Source organism: Ramlibacter cellulosilyticus, from assembly GCF_014297465.1.
In the GTDB taxonomy this organism is placed as follows: Bacteria; Pseudomonadota; Gammaproteobacteria; order Burkholderiales; family Burkholderiaceae_C; genus Ramlibacter; species Ramlibacter cellulosilyticus.
In genome coordinates this window covers 299,466-318,602 of sequence record NZ_JACORT010000004.1, presented here as the reverse complement: position 1 = coordinate 318,602, position 19,137 = coordinate 299,466, and the positions used below count along the sequence as shown (strand labels likewise).

At 71.5% G+C, this 19,137-nt stretch carries 2 protein-coding genes; both read left to right on the top strand.

Annotated elements, in window-relative coordinates; all coding sequences use genetic code 11:
- The first annotated feature begins 32 nt into the window (after nt 1-32).
- On the top strand, nt 33-16,667 hold the full coding sequence (locus H8N03_RS12330) for a cadherin-like domain-containing protein (RefSeq protein ID WP_187076474.1): 16,635 nt from the start codon (nt 33-35) through the stop codon (nt 16,665-16,667).
- Nucleotides 16,664-19,135: a hybrid sensor histidine kinase/response regulator gene (locus H8N03_RS12325; protein WP_187076473.1), complete on the top strand. Its 2,472-nt coding sequence runs from the start codon at nt 16,664-16,666 to the stop codon at nt 19,133-19,135. Before H8N03_RS12330 ends, H8N03_RS12325 begins: the two co-directional genes overlap by 4 nt.
- Nucleotides 19,136-19,137 lie beyond the last annotated feature (2 nt).

Here is a 19,137-nt window from a genome sequence, read left to right as displayed (position 1 = left end):
GGGCCGCAAGGCCGGTGCCGGTGGCGGAGCCCATGGAGCCGCGCCTGCTCTTCTCGGCCGATATCGCCGCAGGCCTCGCGCTGGCCGCGTCTGCCGACGTCGCGGTGGAGCAGAGGACCCTGACCTCCGCCGGCGAGTACGCCGGCAGCACGGCGCAGGGCCAGGCGGCGACGTATGCCGCGATGCCGCTCGCCTTCGAGCAGAACGTGGGGCAGCACCGCGCGGGCATCGACTTCACGGCGTATGGCAGCGGCTACGCCATCGGGCTGGGCGGCGGGGAAGCCTGGTTGTCCCTCGCCGGCGAACAGGGGCAGAACATCGTGCACCTGGACCTGCAGGGCGCCCGCGAAGACGTGCAGGCCGAAGGCGAAGGGCTGCTCGCCGCGCGCAGCAACGTCTACGTCGGCGACGACGCCGCCGCGTGGCGCACAGCCATCGCCAACTACGGCAGCGTGCTGTACCGCGGCGTGTACGAGGGCGTGGACCTGCGCTATTACGGCGCGCAGCGCCAGCTGGAGTACGACTTCGTCGTGGCCGCGGGCGCGGATGCGGACGCGATCCGGCTGCGCTTCGACGGCGTGGAAAGTGCCACGATCGCAGCCGACGGCGATCTCGTGCTGCGCCTGCAGGGCAGCGAGGCCGAGCTGCGCTTCCAGGCGCCCGTGAGCTACCAGCGCGGCGAGCAGGGCCGGGAGGCTGTCGCAAGCCGCTATGCGATCCACGAGGACGGCAGCATCGGCTTCGAGCTCGGTGCCTACGACCGCGCGCGCGAGCTGGTGATCGACCCCGTTCTGGACTACGCCAGCTACCTGGGCGGCTCGGGGGGCGAGAACGCCACGGGGATCGCCGTGGATGCGGCCGGCCGGATCTACATCACCGGCCGCACGGCGAGCAGCGATTTCCCGGCAGCGGGGGGCGGCACCGTGATGGGGTCCGGCGGCAACGGGGACATGTACGTCGCCCGCTTCGATCCGACGCTCACGACGCTGCAGTACACGACACGCATCGGCGGCAGCTTCGTGCTGCTCGGGGGCGCGGGCGACGAGCAGGGCAAGGCGATCGCCGTGGACGGCAGCGGCAACGTCGTCGTGACCGGCTGGACCTCCTCCAGCAACTTCCCCACGACCGCGAATGCGCCGGACAAGACCCTCAACGGCGCGCAGGACGGCGTGGTGGTGAAGCTGGACGCCTCGGGGGCGCTGCAGTTCAGCACCTACGTCGGCGGCAATGCGGGCAGCGACAGCGCCAATGCGGTGGTCGTCGATGCCGCGGGCAACTTCTACGTCGCGGGGCAGATGAGCGACAGCGGGCTGCTCACGGGCCTGCTCTCGGACCTGCTGGGCAGCTCGGACAACGCCTTCGTCCAGAAATACAGTCCCACCGGCTCGCTGCTGTTCGACAAGCTGTTCGGCGGCAATGCGCTGGACAGCGCGACCGGGCTCGCGCTGAACGGCTCGCAGCTGTTCATGGTGGGCAACACGCAGTCCGCCAACGTGCCGATGGTGAACGCCTACCAGCCGGCCCTGGCCAACACCATCGACGGCTTCCTCGCCCGGCTTTCCACCGCCACGGGCGACGTGCAGTACGCCACCTATGTCGGCTCGACCGAGGACGACACGGTGACCGGCGTCGCCACGGATGCGGGCGGCAAGGCGTACCTGGTGGGCGTCACGCGCGGACGCAACACCAACCCGCTGGCGACCACCGCCGGCGCGTGGCGCACGACCTCGCCGGTGAACAACGCGGACACGGGGTTCCTGCGGATCTACGACACCACGGCGCCGGTCGCAGGGCAACTGGTGTACTCCACGTATCTCGGCGGCAACGACGTGGATCGCCCCACGGGCCTCACGGTGGCGAAGGGGCGCGTGGTCGTCGTCGGCAACGCCACGTCGACCGCAGGCCTGGCCACGACGGGCGCGCTCGATGCCAGCAACAACGGCCAGGCGATGTACGTGGCCGTGATCCACCCCGTGGGCGGCGGCGCCTCCGACCTGGAGTACGCGACCTACTACGGGCAAGGCATGTCCACCGGGGGCGTGCTCGTGCGCGGCAACGATGCGTACGTCGTGGCGACAACCTCGACGGCGGGTCAGGGCAGCACCGGCGCGGCGCAGTCCGCGCCAGGCGGCGGCGCGGATGCCTTCGTGCTGCGGCTCGCGGAGCTGCTGCCCAACCTGCCGCCCGTGCTCGGAGCCGCGACGCTCGCGGTTTCCGAAGGGCAGGCGGTCACGCTCTCGCCCGCCGACTTCAGCGTCACGGACGTCGACAGCAGCTCCTTTACCTTCACGGTCTCCGCGGTGAGCGGTGGCGGTTTCCAGGTCTTCGACGGCAGCGCCTGGAATGCGGCGAGCGCGTTCACGTCCGCGCAGCTCGCTGCGGGCGCCGTGCGCTTCGTGGACGACGGCGACGAGACGGCACCCGGCTACAGCGTGAGCGTCAGCGACGGCCTCGCTTCCAGCGCGATCGTCCTGGCGATCGTGAGCTACACGCCCGTGCCCGACGCACCCGTGTTGGACCTGAATGGCGCCGCGCCCGGCCAGGACGCCACCGCCGCCTTCACCGAGCAGACGCCCGTGCTCGTCGCTCCGGCGGCCACCCTGGCGGACGTGGATTCCGCGGCGCTGCAGTCGCTGACGGTGACGCTGGCAGCGCGGCCCGACGGGGACGCCCTCGAGTGGCTGTGGCTCGAAGACACTGCGCTCGCGACCGCCACCGGCGCGGGACTGGCGGTCGACTACACGCACGGCACCGGCGTGCTGTCGATCACGGGCACCGCCTCGGTCCCGACCTACGAAGCCGTGCTGCGCGGCCTGCAGTACCGCAACGACAGCGACGCGCCGACGACGGCCAACCGCTCGCTCACCGTGGCCGCCAGCGATGGCGCGGCAACGAGCCTCTCGCGCATGGCCACGGTGACGGTCAGTGCCGTCAACGACGCGCCGGTCGTGGACCTCGACGGCGGCTCCCCCGCGGTGAACGTCACCGTCGCATTCACCGAACGGACGCCGGTGGCCATCGCCCCCACCGCCCGCCTGGCCGACGCGGATTCCGCGAACCTGGTCTCGCTGACCCTCGCGCTGGGCGCGCGCCCCGATGGCAATGCAGTGGAGTCGCTCTCGCTCGATGCAGCCGCTGCCGCGGCCGCGAGCGCCGCGGGACTGGTCTTCGGCTATGCACCGGCGACCGGCGTGCTGACGGTGAACGGAAGCGCGTCGGTGGCCACCTACGAGGCCATCCTGCGGGGCGTGCAGTACACGAACACCAGCGACCGGCCAACCACGACGAGCCGCACGGTCACGGTCACGGCTTCCGACGGCGCGCTGCCGGCCGTCGCGCGCTCCGCGACCGTCACCGTCGCCGCCGTGAACGACGCGCCGACCGTGACGGTGCCGGGCGCGCAGACCGTTGCGGAGGATACGGAAGTCGTGTTCTCCGCCGGTGGCGGCACCCAGGTCGTGGTCGGCGACGTGGATGCCGGCAGCGGAATGGTGCAGGTGACGGTGTCGGTCACGCACGGCACGATCAGCCTCGGCGGCACCACGGTGGCCGCCGGGGGCGAGTTCCGCATCAACGCGACGACGGCGGGGGCCCAGTTCCTGGACCCGGACAGCCGGCAGGCCGTGGCCGTGGACGCCGCCGGCAACTTCGTGGTGGTCTGGCAGTCCGGCGACGGCAGCGGCACGGGCGTGTTCGCGCAGCGCTTCAATGCGGCCGGCGTGGCGCAGGGGGCCGCGTTCCAGGTGAACGCCACGGCCGGTTCCGACCAGGCCCATGCCGTGGTCGCGATGGATGCAGCGGGCAACTTCGTCGTCGCATGGGAAAGCGAGAACCAGGACGGGGCGAGCTGGGGCGTGTTCGCGCGCCGCTACGATGCGGCGGGCAATGCGCTGGGCGGCGAGTTCCAGGTGAACGTGGCGGCGTCCGCGAGCGAGCGGCAGCCGTCCATCGCCATGGACGCGGCGGGCAACTTCGTGATCGCCTGGCACGCCGGCAACCCGAGCGGCGCCGTGCCGACCTACGACGTCTACGCGCGGCGCTTCGACGCGGCCGGCAATGCGCTGGGCGGCGAGTTCCGCGTCAACGCCACGACCTCGGACGGCCAGATGCGGCCCGCCGCCGCGATGGATGCTGCCGGCAACTTCGTGGTGGTCTGGCAAAGCCGCGGGCAGGATGGCGACGGCTACGCGGTCGTGGGCCAGCGCTACGACGCTGCCGGCAACGCCGTTGGCGGCGAGTTCGTGGTGAACACGACGAGCAGCCACGACCAGTGGCACGCCACGGTGGCCATGAATGCGGCCGGGAGCTTCGTGGTGGCCTGGGAAGGCGAGGGCGCCGGCGACGACGACGGCATCTTCGCCCGCCGCTACGACGCGTCGGGCAATGCGCTGGGCGGCGAGTTCCGCGTCAACACCACGAAGCAGCACGCGCAGCTCGCGCCTGCGGTGGGCATCGACGACGCCGGCAACTTCGTCGTGAGCTGGGACACCAAGTCGATCGACGACGGCAACAGCCAGGGCGTGTTCATGCAGCGCTTCGCGGCGGACGGCAGCGCCGTGGGCGCCGAGACGCTGGTCAACACCACCGTCGCCAACGACCAGCAGAACGCCTCGCTGGCGATGACGCGCGGCGGGGACTATCTGGTGGTCTGGAGCGGCAACGGCACCGGCGACGGCAGCGGCATCTTCGGGCAACGCTACGACCGGCTGCCCGGGCTGTCGTTCAGCGCGGGCGACGGGGCCGCGGACACCACGGTGACCTTCACCGGAAGCGTGGCCGACGTGAACGCGGCACTGGCGGGCATGCGCTACCGCCCGGACGCGGAGTATTCGGGGCCGGCCTCGGTGCAGGTCACGGTGGACGACCTCGGCAACACCGGCGGGCCGGCGCAGTCGGCGAGCGGCACCGTTGCCATCGACGTCACGGCCGTGAACGATCCGCCGATGCTCGCGCTGGTCCGGCTGAACGTGACGGAAGGGGCGACGGTGGTGCTCGGCCCCGGGACCGTCGTCGCGACCGACCCCGACAGCAGCAGCCTGACCTTCACCGTCAGCGGCCTCAGCGGCGGCACGTTCGAGGTCCACGACGGCAGTGCGTGGAACACCGCGACCAGCTTCACGTCGGTCCAACTCTCGGCCGGGCAGGTGCGCTTCGTCGACGACGGCGACGAACTGCCGCCGGCCTTCAGCCTGACGGCCAGCGACGGCGCCGCCAGCAGCAACACGCGCGCGGCGAACATCACGTTCACGAAGGTGAACGACGCGCCGGTGCTCTCGTCGGCATCGCTCACGGTCGCGGAAGGCGGCATCGCGGTGCTGTCCGCGGCGAACTTCGGCCTCAGCGATCCGGACAGCAACGCCTTCACCTTCACCGTGTCGGCGGTCACCGGCGGCACCTTCCAGGTCCTGGTCGGGGCGAGCTGGAACACGGCCACGAGCTTCACGTCCGCGCAGCTCGCGGCCGGCGCGGTGCGTTTCGTGGACGACGGCGACGAGGTGCCGCCGGCCTTCAGCGTGACCGCCAGCGATGGCGCGCTCGCCAGCAGCACCGTGGCGGCATCCATCACGTGGGTGCCGGTGAACGACGCGCCGGCGCTCACGGCAGCCTCTCTCGCCGTGGCGGAAGGCGGCACCGTGGTGCTGTCCACCGCAGACTTCGGCGTGGACGATCCGGACAGCAGCGCCTTCACCTTCACCGTTGCGGCGGTCGCCGGCGGCACGATCCAGGTCTTCGACGGCGCGTCCTGGAACGCCGCCACGAGCTTCACCTCGGCACAGCTCGCGGCGGGCGCGGTGCGCTTCGCCGACGACGGCGACGAGACGGCGCCGACGCTCTCGCTGTCGGTGCGCGACGGGACGGCGACGGGCAACACGCGGGCCGTGGACATCGCGTTCACCCGGGGCAACGACGCGCCGGCGATCACGTCGGCGCAGCTGGCGGTGAGCGAAGGCGGCACCGTGGTGCTGTCGACGGCCAACTTCGCCGTGAGCGACCCGGACAGCCTGGCGTTCACCTTCACCGTTTCGGCGCTCACGGGTGGCAGCTTCGAGGTCTACGACGGGGTGGCCTGGAACGCGGCCACGAGCTTCAGCTCCGCGCAGCTCGCCGGCGGCGCGGTGCGGTTCGTGGACGACGGCGACGAGGTGCCGCCGTCGTTCAGCGTGACCGCCAGCGACGGCGCGCTGGCCGGCAACACCGTGGCCGCGGGCATCACCTTCACGCCGGGCAACGATGCGCCGGTACTCACGGGGGCCTCCCTCGCCGTCGTGGAAGGCGGCACGGTCGTGCTCTCGACGGCCAACTTCGCCGTCACCGATCCGGACAGCGGCGACTTCACCTTCACGGTGTCGGCCGTGACCGGCGGCGTGCTCCAGGTGTACGACGGCGCCAGCTGGAACGCGGCGACGAGCTTCACCTCGGCGCAGCTGGCGGCGGGCGCCGTCCGCTTCGTCGACGATGGCGACGAGACGGCACCTTCCTTCGATGTGGCCGTTGGCGACGGCACGGCCACGGGCAACACGGTCACCGCGGTCATCGCCTTCACGGCCGCCAACGATGCGCCGGTGCTCACCGGGGCTTCCATCGCGGTTGGCGAGGGCGGGACGGTGGTCCTGTCGCCGTCGGACTTCGCCGTTTCCGACCCGGACAGCGCGAGCTTCACCTTCGGCGTTGCCCTGCTGAATGGCGGGCGCATCGAGGTGTTCGACGGCAGCGGCTGGAGTGCGGCGACGAGCTTCACCTCCGCCCAGCTGGCCGCAGGCGCGGTGCGCTTCGTGGACGACGGCGACGAGATCGCGCCCGCCCTGTCGCTGTCGGTGGGTGACGGATCGGCGACGGGGAACACGCGTGCCGTGGACGTCGCCTTCACGCGGGTGAACGACGCGCCGGTGCTGGGTGCGGTCCAGGTCACGGTGGCCGAGGGCGGCACCGTCGTGCTGTCGGAAGCGGACTTCAGCGTCAGCGATCCGGACAGCAGCGACTTCACCTTCACGGTGTCGGCGGTCACCGGTGGCACGTTCCAGGTCTTAGCCGGCGCGGCCTGGAACACGGCAGCGAGCTTCACGACCGCGCAGCTCGCGGCCGGTGCGGTGCGCTTCGTGGACGACGGCGACGAGGTGCCGCCGTCCTTCAGCGTGACCGCGAGCGACGGCGCCCTGGGCAGCAACACCGTGGCAGCGGCCGTCACCTTCGTGCCGGTGAACGACGCGCCGGTCCTGACGGGGGCATCGTTGAGCGTGACCGAAGGCGGGGCCACGATGCTGTCGCCGGCGAACTTCGGCGTGGCGGACCCGGACGGCAGCGCGTTCACCTTCACGGTGTCGGCAGTCAGCGGCGGCACGTTCCAGGTGTTCGACGGCGCCGCCTGGAACACGGCGACGGCCTTCAGCTCCGCGCAGCTCGCCGCAGGCGTCGTGCGTTTCGTCGACGACGGCGACGAGCTGCCTCCCGCGTTCGACGTGTCCGTCAGCGACGGGGCGGCGACCGGCAACACGCTGGCCGCCGCCGTTTCCTTCACGGCGGCCAACGACGCGCCGGTGCTGGGTTCCGCGACACTGGCCGTCACGGAGGGTGGCACGACGGTGCTGTCGCCTGCCAATTTCGGCGCGACCGATCCGGACAGCACGGCATTCACCTACACCGTCTCCGCCGTGCTGGGCGGGGTGTTCCAGGTCTTCGACGGCACCACCTGGAACGCGGCGGCGAGCTTCACGTCCGCGCAGCTCGCAGCGGGCACCGTGCGCTTCGTCGACGACGGCGACGAACTCGCTCCGTCCTTCGACGTCACGGTGGGCGACGGGGTCGCGACGGGCAACACCGTGGCGGCGGCGATCACCTTCGTGCCGGCGAACGACGCGCCGGCGATGACGTCGGCCCAGCTCGCGGTGGGCGAAGGCGCCACCGTCCTGTTGTCGACGGCGAACTTCGGCGTGGCCGATCCGGACAGCAGCTCCTTCACCTTCACCGTTTCCGCCGTCACGGGCGGCAGCTTCGAAGTCTTCGACGGTGCTGCCTGGAACGCGGCCACGAGCTTCACGACCGCGCAGCTCTCGGCCGGCGCCGTGCGATTCGTGGACGACGGCGACGAAGTGCCGCCGTCCTTCAGCGTGACCGCGAGCGACGGCGCGCTGGGCAGCAACACCGTGGCCGCGGGCATCACCTTCACGCCGGCGAACGATGCGCCGGTGCTCACGGGAGCTTCCCTCGCAGTCGTGGAAGGCGGCGCGGTCGTGCTCTCGACCGCCAACTTCGCCGTCACCGATCCGGACAGCGGCGACTTCACCTTCACGGTGTCGGCGGTCAGCGGCGGCGTGTTCCAGGTGTTCGACGGCAGCAGCTGGAACGCGGCGACGAGCTTCACCTCGGCCCAGCTGGCGGCCGGAGCCGTGCGCTTCGTGGACGATGGCGACGAGACGGCACCTTCCTTCGCCGCGACCGTCGGCGATGGCGCTGCCACGGGCAACACGCTGGCCGCGGCGATCACCTTCACGGCGGCCAACGACGCGCCGGTTCTGGATGCGGCGAGCCTCACCGTCGCCGAAGGCGGCACGGTGGTGCTGTCGACCGCCGACTTCGCGGCGTCCGATCCGGACAGCACGACGTTCACGTTCACCGTGTCGGCCGTCAGCGGCGGCAGCTTCGAGGTCTTCGACGGAACGGCATGGACCGTGGCGACGAGCTTCACGTCGGCGCAACTGGCGACCGCTTCGGTGCGTTTCGTCGACGACGGCGACGAGCTGCCTCCCGCGTTCGACGTGTCCGTCAGCGACGGGGCGGCGACCGGCAACACGCTGGCCGCCGCCGTTTCCTTCACGGCGGCCAACGACGCGCCGGTGCTGGGTTCCGCGACACTGGCCGTCACGGAGGGTGGCACGACGGTGCTGTCGCCTGCCAATTTCGGCGTGACCGATCCGGACAGCACCGCCTTCACGTTCACGGTATCGGCCGTGAGCGGTGGCGCCTTCCAGGTGTTCGATGGCGCGGCCTGGAACGCGGCGACGAGCTTCACGTCCGCGCAGCTCGCAGCGGGCGCCGTGCGTTTCCTCGACGACGGCGACGAAGCCGCGCCGTCCTTCGACGTCACAGTGGGCGACGGGGTCGCGACGGGCAACACGGTGGCGGCGGCGATCACCTTCGTGCCGGCGAACGATGCGCCGGCGATGACGTCGGCCCAGCTCGCGGTGGGCGAAGGCGCTACCGTCGTGCTGTCGACGGCGAACTTCGGCGTGGCCGATCCGGACAGCAGCTCCTTCACCTTCAACGTTTCCGCCATCATGGGCGGCAGCTTCGAGGTCTTCGACGGTGCTGCCTGGAACACGGCCACGAGCTTCACGTCCGCGCAGCTCGCCGCCGGCGCGGTGCGCTTCGTGGACGACGGCGACGAGGTGCCGCCGTCCTTCAGCGTGAGCGCGAGCGACGGCGCGCTGGGCAGCAACACGGTCGATGCAGGCATCACCTTCACGCCGGCGAACGATGCGCCGGTGCTCACGGGCGCCTCGCTCGCCGTCGCCGAAGGGGGCACGGTCGTGCTCTCGACCGCCAGCTTCGCCGTCACCGATCCGGACAGCACCGCGTTCACCTTCACGGTATCGGCGGTCAGCGGCGGCGTGTTCCAGGTGTTCGACGGCAGCAGCTGGAACGCGGCGACGAGCTTCACCTCGGCACAGCTGGCGGCCGGAGCCGTGCGCTTCGCCGACGACGGCGACGAGACCGCACCTTCCTTCGCCGTGACCGTCGGCGATGGCACGGCGACGGGCAACACGCTGGCCGCGGCGATCACCTTCACGGGAACCAACGACGCGCCGGTGCTGGATTCGGCGAACCTGGTGGTCACGGAAGGCGGCACGACGGTGCTGTCGACCGCCGACTTCGCGGTGGCCGATCCGGACAGCACGGCGTTCACGTTCACCGTTTCCGCCGTCAGCGGCGGCACCTTCCAGGTCTTCGACGGCACGAGCTGGACCCTCGCGGCGAACTTCACTTCCGCGCAGCTCGCAGCGGGCGCCGTGCGTTTCGTCGACGACGGCGACGAGACCGCCCCGTCCTTCGACGTGACGGTGGACGACGGGCTCGCGACCGGCAACATCGTGGCGGCGGCGATCACCTTTGTTGCGGCGAACGATGCGCCGGTGCTCTCGTCGGCTTCGCTCACGGTCGCGGAGGGCGGCAGCGTCGTGCTGTCGGCGGCGAACTTCAGCGTCGGCGATCCGGACAGCAGCGCCTTCACCTTCACCGTCTCGGGGGTCACCGGCGGCACGTTCCAGGTCCTGGTCGGGGCGAGCTGGAACACGGCCACGAGCTTCACGTCCGCGCAGCTCGCGGCTGGCGCGGTGCGCTTCGTGGACGACGGCGACGAGGTGCCGCCGAGCTTCAGCGTGACCGCCAGCGACGGCGCGCTGGCCAGCGGCACGGTGGCGGCGTCCATCACCTTCGTGCCGGTGAACGACGCGCCGGCGCTCACGGCAGCTTCCTTCGCCGTGGCGGAAGGCGGCACCGTGGTGCTGTCCGCGGCAGACTTGGGTGTCGCCGATCCGGATAGCAGCGCCTTCGTCTTCACCGTCGCCGCGCTGTCGGGTGGCGGCGTCGAGGTGTTCGATGGCAGCAGCTGGAATGCAGCCACGAGTTTCACATTGGCGCAAGTGGCGGCCGGCGCGGTGCGCTTCGTCGACGATGGCGACGAGACGGGGCCGACCCTGTCGCTGTCGGTGGGCGACGGGACGGCGACGGGCAACACGCGGGCCGTGGACATCGCGTTCACGCCGGTCAACGACGCGCCGACGATGACGTCGGCGCAGCTGGCGGTGGGCGAAGGGGCCACCGTCGTGCTTTCGACGGCGAGCTTCGGCGTGGCCGATCCGGACAGCACCGCCTTCACCTTCACCGTTTCCGCCGTCACGGGCGGCAGCTTCGAAGTCTTCGACGGTGCTGCCTGGAACGCGGCCACGAGCTTCACGACCGCGCAGCTCTCGGCCGGCGCCGTGCGATTCGTGGACGACGGCGACGAAGTGCCGCCGTCCTTCAGCGTAAGCGCGAGCGAGGGCGCGCTGGGCAGCAACACCGTGGCCGCGGGCATCACCTTCACGCCGGGCAACGATGCGCCGGTACTCACGGGGGCCTCCCTCGCCGTCGTGGAAGGCGGCACGGTCGTGGTCTCGACCGCCAACTTCGCCGTCACCGATCCGGACAGCGGCGACTTCACCTTCACGGTGTCGGCGGTCAGCGGCGGCGTGTTCCAGGTGTTCGACGGCAGCAGCTGGAACGCAGCGACGAGCTTCACCTCGGCCCAGCTGGCGGCCGGGTCCGTGCGCTTCGTCGACGACGGGGACGAGACGGCACCTTCCTTCGCCGTGACCGTCGGCGACGGCGCGGCCACGAGCAACACGCTGGCCGCGGCGATCACCTTCACGGCGGCCAACGACGCGCCGGTGCTGGATACGGCGAGCCTGACGATCACCGAAGGCGGCACGGTGGTGCTGTCGGCAACCAACTTCGGCGTCACCGATCCGGACAGCACCAACTTCACCTACGCCGTCTCGGCAGTCACCGGCGGCACGTTCCAGGTGTTCGACGGCACGGCGTGGAGCGCGGCCAGCGGCTTCACCTCGGCGCAGCTGGCAGCGGGCGCCGTGCGCTTCGTCGACGACGGCGACGAAGCCGCTCCGTCCTTCGACGTGACGGTGGGCGACGGCATCTCGACTGGCAACACCGTGGCGGCGGCGATCACCTTCGTTCCGGCAAACGATGCACCGGTGCTCGCGTCGGCATCGCTCAGGGTGACGGAGGGTGGCGCGGTGGTGCTGGCGCCGGGCAACTTCGGCCTGTCCGACTCCGACAGCAGTGCGTTCACGTTTGTCGTGTCCGCGGTCACGGGAGGCAGCTTCCAGGTGTTCGACGGGACCGGCTGGAACACCGCCACCAGCTTCAGTTCGGCGCAGCTCGCTTCGGCCGCCGTGCGCTTCGTGGACGACGGCGACGAGGTTCCCCCGTCCTTCAGTGTGACCGCGAGCGACGGCGCGCTGGACGGCAACACGCTCGCGGCCTCCATCACCTTCCTGCCCGTGAACGATGCGCCGGTGCTCGCGGCAGTCACCTTGGGCATCACGGAAGGCAGCACCACGGTGCTCGCCCCCGGTGACTTCTCCGTCTCCGATCCGGACAGTGGCGCGTTCACGTACACGGTCTCGGCGCTCGGCGGCGGCCGCTTCGAGGTGTTCGACGGCAGCGGCTGGAACGTGGCCGCCGGCTTCACGTCGGCACAGGTCGCCGCCGGCGCGGTGCGCTTCGTGGATGATGGCGACGAGACGGCGCCTTCGTTCGACCTGGCCGTGAGCGATGGCACGTACACCGGCAACACCGTGGCGGCGGCGGTCAGCTTCACGCGGGTCAACGACGCCCCGGTCGTGACCTCCGCCCGGCTGGCCATCAGCGAAGGCGGCACCGTGGTGCTGTCGCCGGCGAACTTCGACGTGGACGATCCGGACGACAGCAGCTTCACCTTCAGCGTCTCCGCGGTGGTGGGCGGCACTTTCCAGGTCTTGGCCGGCAGCGCGTGGAACGTCGCCGCGAGCTTCACGACCGCGCAGCTCGCAGCCGGTGCGGTGCGCTTCGTGGACGACGGCGACGAGGTGCCGCCGTCCTTCAGCGTGGGCGCGAGCGACGGCGCCCTGGGCAGCAACACGGTGGCAGCGGCCATCACCTTCGTGCCGGTGAACGACGCGCCGGTCCTGACGGCGGCATCGTTGAGCGTGACCGAAGGCGGGGCCACGATGCTGTCGCCGGCGAACTTCGGCGTGGCGGACCCGGACGGCAGCGCGTTCACCTTCACGGTATCGGCAGTCGGCGGCGGCACGTTCCAGGTGTTCGACGGCACCGCCTGGAACACGGCGACGGCCTTCAGCTCCGCGCAGCTCGCCGCAGGCGCCGTGCGTTTCGTCGACGACGGCGACGAGCTGCCTCCCGCGTTCGACGTGTCCGTCAGCGACGGGGCGGCGACCGGCAACACACTGGCCGCCGCCGTTTCCTTCACGGCGGCCAACGACGCGCCGGTGCTGGGTTCCGCGACACTGGCCGTCACGGAGGGTGGCACGACGGTGCTGTCCCCCGCCAATTTCGGCGTGACCGATCCGGACAGCGCCGCCTTCACGTTCACGGTATCGGCCGTGAGCGGTGGCGCCTTCCAGGTCTTCGACGGCGCGGCCTGGAACGCGGCGACGAGCTTCACTTCGGCCCAGCTCGCATCGGGCGCCGTGCGCTTCCTCGACGACGGCGACGAGGTCGCGCCGTCCTTCGACGTCGCGGTGGGCGACGGGGTCGCGACGGGCAACACCGTGGCGGCGGCGATCACCTTCGTGCCGGCGAACGATGCGCCGGTGCTCACGGGCGCCTCGCTCGCCGTCGCGGAAGGGGGCACGGTCGTGCTGTCGACCGCCAACTTCGCCGTCGGCGATCCGGACAGCACCGCGTTCACCTTCACGGTGTCGGCGGTCAGCGGCGGCGTCTTCCAGGTGTTCGACGGCAGCAGCTGGAACGCGGCGACGAGCTTCACCTCGGCACAGCTGGCGGCCGGAGCCGTGCGCTTCGTGGACGACGGCGACGAGGTGCCGCCGTCCTTCAGCGTGGCCGCGAGCGACGGCGCACTGGGCAGCAACACCGTGGCCGCAGGCATCACCTTCACGCCGGCGAACGATGCGCCGGTGCTCACGGGCGCCTCGCTCGCCGTCGCGGAGGGCGGAACGGTCGTGCTCTCGACGGCGAACTTCTCCGTCACCGATCCGGACAGCACCGCGTTCACCTTCACGGTGTCGGCGGTCAGCGGCGGCGTCTTCCAGGTGTTCGACGGCAGCAGCTGGAACGCGGCGACGAGCTTCACCTCGGCAGAGCTGGCGGCCGGAGCCGTGCGCTTCGTGGACGATGGCGACGAGACTGAACCTTCCTTCGCCGTGACCGTCGGCGACGGCACGGCGACGGGCAACACGCTGGCCGCGGCGATCACCTTCACGGCGGCCAACGACGCGCCGGTGCTCATCTCCGCCCAGGTCGCGGTGCCGGAAGGCGGCACCGTGGTGCTGTCGGCAGCGAACTTCAGCCTGGTCGACCCGGACAGCAGCAGCTTCACCTTGACCGTCTCGGCCGTCGCGGGAGGGGTCTTGCAGGTGTTCGACGGCACGGCGTGGAACATGGCCTCCAGCTTCACCTCCGCGCAGCTCGCGGCAGGCGCGGTTCGCTTCGTCGACGACGGCGACGAGACCCCGCCTTCGTTCAGCGTGGCCGCCAGCGACGGCGCACTGGGCAGCAACACGGTCGCCGCGGCCATCACGTTCCTGCCGGTGAACGATGCGCCGGTGCTCACCTCCGCTTCCCTGAGCGTTGCCGAAGGCGCCACCGTGGTGTTGTCGCCGGCCGGTTTCGTGGTGGCGGACACGGACAGCGCCGCGTTCACCTTCACGGTGTCGGCCGTCAGCGGCGGCACGTTCCAGGTGTTCGACGGCAGCGGCTGGAACGCGGCGACGAGCTTCACCTCGGCACAGCTGGCGGCCGGCTCCGTGCGCTTCTTGGACGACGGCGACGAGGTGCCGCCGTCCTTCGACGTCACCGTCGGCGACGGCGCCGCCACCGGCAACACGCTCGCCGCGGCGATCACCTTCATGGCGACGAACGACGCGCCGGTGCTGCACACCGCATCCATGGTAGCGACGGAAGGCGGCACGGTGGTGCTGGGCCCGGCCAACTTCGGCGTCACCGATCCGGACAGCACGGCATTCACCTTGACGGTGTCCGCCGTACGGGGCGGGGTGTTCCAGGTCTTCGACGGCACCACCTGGAACGTGGCGGCCAGCTTCACGTCGGCCCAGCTCGCCGCGGGCGCCGTCCGTTTCCTCGACGACGGTGACGAGGTCGCGCCGTCCTTCGCGGTGGCCGCCAGCGACGGCCTGTCCACCGGCAACACGCTGGTCGCGACCATCGGGTTCGTTCCCGTCAACGATGCGCCGGTGCTCGATGCCGTGCAGCTGGCGGTGGGCGAGGGCGCGGCCGTCGTGCTCGGCCCCGGCAACTTCTCCTTCTCCGCGGCGGATCCGGACAGCGGCTCCTTCACGTTCTTCGTCTCCGGCGTGGCCGGCGGCTCCTTCCAGGTGTTCGACGGCACCGCGTGGAACGCAGTTGCGAGCTTCACCTCCGCGCAGCTCGCAGCCGGGGCCGTGCGCTTCGTGGACGACGGCGACGAGTTCGCGCCGGCCTTCTCGCTTTCGCTGCACGACGGGCTGGCCGGCAGCAACACGGTGGCGGCCGCGATCCGCTTCACTCCGGCGAATGACGCCCCCTTCCTCACGCAGGCCACGCTGGCGGTCACCGAAGGCGCTGCCGTGGTGCTCGCACCCGGCAACTTCACGGTGCTGGATACCGACAGCAGCACCTTCGATTTCGAAGTGAGCGACGTCTCGGCGGGCTCTTTCCAGACCTTCGACGGGGCGCGCTGGAACGCCGCTTCGCACTTCACTTCCGCCCAGCTGATGGCGGGCGCCGTGCGCTTCGTGCACGACGGCGGCGAGCTGGCTCCCGCCTTCACCGTGCGCGTGAGCGACGGCACGTCCACGGGCAACACGGCCGCCGCCACGGTGACGTTCACGCCGGTGAACGATGCGCCGGTGATCGCCGGGCCTGCAGCCGTGAGCGTCGCCGAGAGCACGCGCACCGTCGCGACGATGACGGCGGAGGATCCGGACCGGCCGGCACAGCGGCTCACCTGGTCGCTGGCGGGCGGCGACGACGCCGGGCACTTTTCGATCGATCCGCGCACGGGCGTCCTGTCCTTCATGGCCGCTCCCCACTTCGACCAGCCGGCCGACCGCAACGCCGACAACGTCTACCAGGTGGTGGTGCAGGTGAGCGATGGGGCGCTGGCGGCGACCTGGACGCTGGCGGTGTCGGTCCGCGACGTGGACGAGGTCGGCATGCCCGCGCCATCGCCGGCGCCGGCGCCAGTGCCCGCAGCTGCGACGCCGTCGGCGCAGCCGCCCGCGCCCGCACAGGCGCCTGCCGCGGCCGCCCCCGCGCCGGCACGGCCGGACGCTACGCAGCGCCCCGCCGGCAGCGCGACCCCCATGGACCAGGCGGCAGGCTTCGGCCCCACCGCGGACACGCAGCCGCTCGGCACCGGGGCGTCGCTGACCTTCGCCCCCGTTTCGCTGCTATCGCCCGGCAGCGGGCCGGAAGGTGCGCGCCTCCTGCAACTCGCGGCGCCGGAGCGAACAGCGCTGCAGCTGATCGCCACCCAGGCGCAGGCCGACCTGGTGCTGTCGCACTTCGGCCTCGACGCCCGCGGCGAAGGCGGCCGCGACGAGGAGCTGCAGCGCTCGCTGCGATCCACCCAGTTCGGCGGCGAGCTCGACCGCCTGCGCGAAGGCGTGCAGGAGGCGCTGGAGCTGGAGCGGTCGATCACGATCTCCGTGGCCGGCGTCTCGCTGAGCCTGTCCATCCTCTACATCCTGTGGCTGATCCGCGGGGGCGTGCTCCTCGGAAGCTACCTCTCCGCCCTCCCGGCCTGGCGCCTGCTGGACCCCTTGCCGGTCCTCTCGCGCGTGGACGAGGAGGCCGAGGAGGAGGAGGACGGCATAACGGACCTGCGCGGCGACGGCCGCGATACCCTGCGCGGCTTCGGAGGCGCTGCATGAAGCTGCTCGGCACCCGTACCTACATCTCGCTCGGCCTCGTCTCCATCGTGAGCACCGCCTTGCTCGCCGCGTCCTTCCTGGGGCTCGTGCCCGACCGCCAGGCCGCCGTGCGGGAAGGCCGCCTGGCACTGGCGGAATCGCTGGCGGCTTCCAGCACCGCCATCCTCGCCAGCGCCGATCCGCGGCCGCTGGAGGAAGTCCTGCGCTTCGTCCAGCGCCGCAACGCCGACCTGCGCTCGGCCGGCCTGCGCGCGCGCGACGGGCGCCTGGTGATCGCGGTGGGCGACCATGCGCGCCAGTGGCTGCCCATGGAAAGCGAGGCCGCGCGCGATGCGCAGATCCAGGTGAACCTGCAGTCCGGCGGCCAGCCCTGGGGCCAGCTCGAACTGCGGTTCGCGCCGCTGGCGGCGCACGGGCTGGAAGGATTCCTGCACCTGCCCCTCGTGGCCTTGCTGGCGTGCTGCGGCGTGCTCTGCTTCCTCGGGTTCCAGGTCTACCTGTCGCGCGTGCTGCGGCACCTCGATCCGGCCAAGGCGATTCCGGGGCGGGTCCGCTCCGCGCTGGATTCCCTCACCGAAGGCCTGGTGGTCGTCGACCAGCGCCAGGACGTGGTGCTGGTGAACGAGGCTTTCAGCAACCTCCTGGGGCGCCGCCACGAGCAGTTCATGGGGACCCCGGTGGCGGCGATCCCGTGGCTCGATGCGGCGGGCGCGCCGCTGGCCCCCGACGCGTACCCGTGGACGGCGGCGCTCGCGCAGGGCACCGTGCAGCGCGAACTGCACCTGAAGCTGCGGGACGCGCAAGGGCTGCTGCGCAGCTTCGTCGTCAACGCCTCGCCGGTGATGGCCAGCGGCGGCAAGGCCTCCGGCGTCCTCATCAGCCTGGAAGACATCACGCTGCTGGAGCGCAGCCGCGAGGAACTGCGGGAGGCGAAGGACGAGGCCGAGGCCGCCAACCGGGCCAAGAGCGAGTTCCTCGCGAACATGAGCCACGAGATCCGCACCCCGATGAACGCCATCCTCGGCTTCACGGAGCTGCTGCGGCGCGGCTTCGGCAAGAGCGAGCGCGAGTCCTCGCGCTACCTGGACACCATCCACCACAGCGGCAGGCACCTCCTCGGCCTGATCAACGACATCCTGGACCTGTCCAAGGTGGAGGCCGGCCAGCTCACGGTGGAGAAGATCGCCTGCGCGCCGCACCAGGTGGTGCAGGGTGCGCTCGCGGAGCTGGACCTGAAGGCGAGGGAGAAGGGCGTCGACCTGTCGCTGCGCCTGCTCACGCCGGTGCCCGAGCAGGTGCAGTCGGATCCCGCGCGCATCCGCCAGGTGGTGCTGAACCTGCTGTCCAACGCCGTGAAGTTCACGCAGCAGGGCGGCGTGGAGGTCGTGCTCGCCTGCCACGGCACGACCTACACCGTGGAGGTCAACGACACCGGCATCGGCATGGACCCGGCGAAGGTCGAATCGATGTTCGACCCGTTCACGCAGGCGGACAGCTCCATCGCCCGCCGCTTCGGCGGCACGGGCCTGGGGCTCGCCATCAGCCGCCGGCTGGCGCGCGCGCTGGGCGGCGACCTCGTGGCGACCAGCCAGCCGGGCGTGGGCACCACGATGATGTTCACGTTCGCGACCGGCGCGCTGGAAGGCGTGCCGCTGCTCGATGCCACGGCGCTGTCAGAGGCGGCGGCGGCCGGGCCGGCGCCGCGCCGCCGCTGGCGCATCCCCTCGGCGCGCGTGCTGGTCGTCGACGACGGCGCCGAAAACCGCGAGCTGATCTCGCTGGTACTCACGGAGCAGGGCCTGTGGGTGGACGAGGCGGAGAACGGCCAGGTGGCGCTGGACCGGCTGGCGGCCGGCAGCTACGACCTCGTGCTGATGGACATGCAGATGCCGGTACTGGACGGCTATGCCGCCACGCGCGCGCTGCGGCAGCGCGGGCAGGACCTGCCGGTGGTGGCGCTCACCGCGCACGCCATGAAGGGCTACGAGGAGGAGGTGCTGCAGGCCGGCTGCACCGCCTACCTCACGAAGCCGGTGGACATCGACGCCCTGCTGCAGCAGATCGCGCAGCTCCTGGGCGGCGTGCCGGAGGATGCGCCGGTCACGCGGCCGGCGTCCATCTTCGGCGACCTCCCGTTGCCGGAGGCGGCCGCCGACGGGCCGATCCGTTCGCGCTTCGCGAAGCAGGCGCGGCTGGTCCCCATCGTGCGCAAGTTCGCCGCGCGCCTGCGCGAGCAGCTCGAGCACACGCGCGAAGCGCACGACGCGGGCGACCTCGCGGAGGTGGAGCGCCTCGCCCACTGGCTCGCGGGTGCTGCCGGCACCGTGGGCTACGACGCCTTCACTGCCCCCGCGCGCGAGATGGAGTCGGCGGCGAAGGCGCGCGATGCAGCGGCGGTTGAGGTGCTGCTGCAACGCCTTGCGCGAATGGCGGGGCAACTCGAAGTCCCGGAAGTCGAAGTCGGCTGAGC